At 72.2% G+C, this 2,565-nt stretch carries 3 protein-coding genes; all 3 read right to left on the reverse strand.

Annotated features, from left to right (window positions below):
* Positions 1–609: glycosyltransferase (locus tag VF665_RS05450; protein WP_331052405.1), on the reverse strand; the 609-nt coding region annotated here is incomplete at its 3' end.
* Positions 606–1,763, reverse strand: coding sequence for a glycosyltransferase family 4 protein (locus tag VF665_RS05455; RefSeq protein WP_331052406.1), 1,158 nt, complete (start codon positions 1,761–1,763; stop codon positions 606–608). The genes VF665_RS05450 and VF665_RS05455, both read right to left, overlap by 4 nt.
* Positions 1,760–2,565: murein biosynthesis integral membrane protein MurJ (murJ, locus tag VF665_RS05460; protein WP_331052407.1), on the reverse strand; the 806-nt coding region annotated here is incomplete at its 5' end. The genes murJ and VF665_RS05455, both read right to left, overlap by 4 nt.

Consider the following 2,565-nt stretch of genomic DNA (forward strand, 5'->3'; position numbering starts at 1 on the left):
TCTGCACGGTCGGAACCGCTCCGTGTCGATGCCGTTGGGAACCACGCGCACGCGCGCGGCGGGAACGCCGCGCGCCCTGGCGAAGGCGGCTCCCGCAACCGAATTGGCGATCACCAGGTCCGGCGCCCGGGCCAGAAGCGACACGGCCCGGTGCGCCGCGCGCACGAACCGTTCGTACCGGGCCAGATCGATCGCCGACATGCGCTCGCCCCACACCAGCGCGGCCCGGGGCCAGGCTGCCTTGACGGCGAGGGCGGCCAGGTTGCCTGCATCCATGTAGCCGTGCACAAGGTCGGGACGATATGCGCGCGCCAACGCGGCGATCCGGCGCGAGAAGCCCAGCACGTCCCAGCGTCCGGCTTTTCGCGGTGTGTCTACCTGCACGCCGGCCGCTCTCAGGCCGGGTTCCAGTGCCCCGCCGGGGTACAGGGCCAGTACCGCCACCGGGTGTCCGCGCCTCCGCAGTCCTGCGGCCAGGAGGGCCAGCTGCCCCTCGGCCCCCCCGGGATTCAACGTGCGCACCACGAACAGGATGCGCGGCCTTGGCCCTTCTCCGGCGGTCGCTGCCGCCGGCCTCCGCCACCCGCCGGCGGACCCGACCCTGCTCACCCCGCCACCTCGCGCCGTTCCGCTCGCACCGCGGCCAGCAGTTCATCCCACCGCCGCAGGATGGTCTGCTCCCCGAAGCGGTCGCTCACTTCCACGGCCCGCGCCGCCAAACGGCTGCGCAGGTCCGGGTCTCCCAGCAGGCGGTCCAGAGCCGCGGCGAGCGCATCCACGTCTTCGGAAGGAACGAGCAGGCCGTCGACCCCGTCGCGGACGATGTTGGCGGGGCCGCTGGGGCAGTCGGTTGCGATGCTCGCGACACCGGCGGCCATGGCTTCGAGCAGTGCGTTGGGAAACCCCTCGAACCTCGAGGAAAGGACAAAAACCCGCTCTCCGCCCCGCAGCCAGTCCACCGGCCGCGCCACGCGGCCGGGGAGGTGAACGGCGTCGGCCACCCCCAGTTCCACCGCAAGCCTGCGCAGTTCCTCGCGGGCGCCGCCCTCGCCCAGCAGCACAAGGCTCCAGGCCGGATGCGTGCGGCGCACCGCCGCGAACGCGCGGATGAGCAGGTCGAAACCCTTCTGCGGCACCAGCCGCCCTACGCCGAACACCACCGGGCCCACGGGGCGCCCCTCCGGGACAGACGCCGGGGCCTCCGTCAGGGGCGACAAGGGATTCGCGATCACGTGCACGCGCGCGCGCGGCACGAACCGTTCGGCCCACGCCCGCACCTCCGGAGTCTGCACCACCACACCCGCCGTGCGCGGATACATCAGCGTTCGGAGTGCGCGCCGAGCCGGCCCCATCACCCCGAATCGCGGATCGGCCCGCTCGGACACCAGGAGCGGAATTCCCGTTCCGGCCAGCGCCAGGGTGGTGAGCACGTTGGTCGTGTCACCGAAGCTGATGGCCGCATCGCAGCGGGAAGCCACGGCCGCGCGGCGCAGAGCCAGCAGCCGCCCGGCATTCGCGCGTACTCCCCGGAGCGCGCCAGCCGATTCCCCGGCCAGGTCCAGCGCGACCCGCCGTACGCGGGGGTCCAGGGCGTAGTGATCGTCGCGCGTGCCGGAAATCGTGCAGAACGTGACCTCCACACCGCGCGCGGCCCAGTGGTTCGCCATGATTGACAGGACACGCTCGGCTCCTCCCCCGCCCAGCGACGAGATGACGAGCAGCAGCCGGCGCGCTCCTCCGGCCGCCGAAGAGGCGGGCGTCACGTGGCGGCCCGGGCGGCGGCGGGGGGCGGCGTGCCGACGGCGGGCGCCGCTGCGGAAGCTTCGATCCGGTGGCGGAGAAGACGGCGCACGGAAAAGTACAGGTAGCAGAACGAGAAGGCGTACACGCACACCGTGGAAAGCGCCAGCCCCGCGACTCCCCACCAGCGCATGAATGCCCAGTTGAGCCCCACGTTCACAAGCGTGTTGCACAGAGCGCCCCACATGAGAACGCGGCTCGCGCGGAGGGCGGAAACCAGCCGGACCAGGAGCGTGCCAGCCAGAAAGATCGGAACCTGAAAGACAAAGATCGCCATTACGGGGCTCACGACGCGGGCATCTTCGGGAGTAAACGCCCCGCGGACGAACAGCACGCGGGTGAGCACGGGCGCCAGCACCGCGGCGGCCACCGCGCAGGGCAGGGTGGCGAAAAACACCAGGCGCAGATAGCTGGCCAGCACGTGCCGCACCCCGGCCCAGTCGCCCCAGGCCACCATCCGCGAAAAATGGGGGTACACGGCCGTTCCCAGGGCCACGGCCCCGATGCCCTGCGAGAACGCCACCAGCTTGTAGGCGTAGTTGAGGACCGACACGCTCCCCGCGCCCAGAGTGGACGCCATGGCCTGGTCCACCACCACGGTGGTGGTCATCAGCAGGGCTCCCCCGGCGAGGGGCAGGCACCCACGGTAGACGTCGCGCAGCGCGGGGTGCGCACCGCGGATCCGGGGTGCGGGGAGCACGCCCGCGCGGCGCATTCCCCAGGCGAGAAGCGCCAGTTCCACGGCGCTCGCCACCGACACGGCCG

It is taken from the genome of Longimicrobium sp., assembly GCF_036387355.1.
Classification (GTDB): Bacteria; Gemmatimonadota; Gemmatimonadetes; order Longimicrobiales; family Longimicrobiaceae; genus Longimicrobium.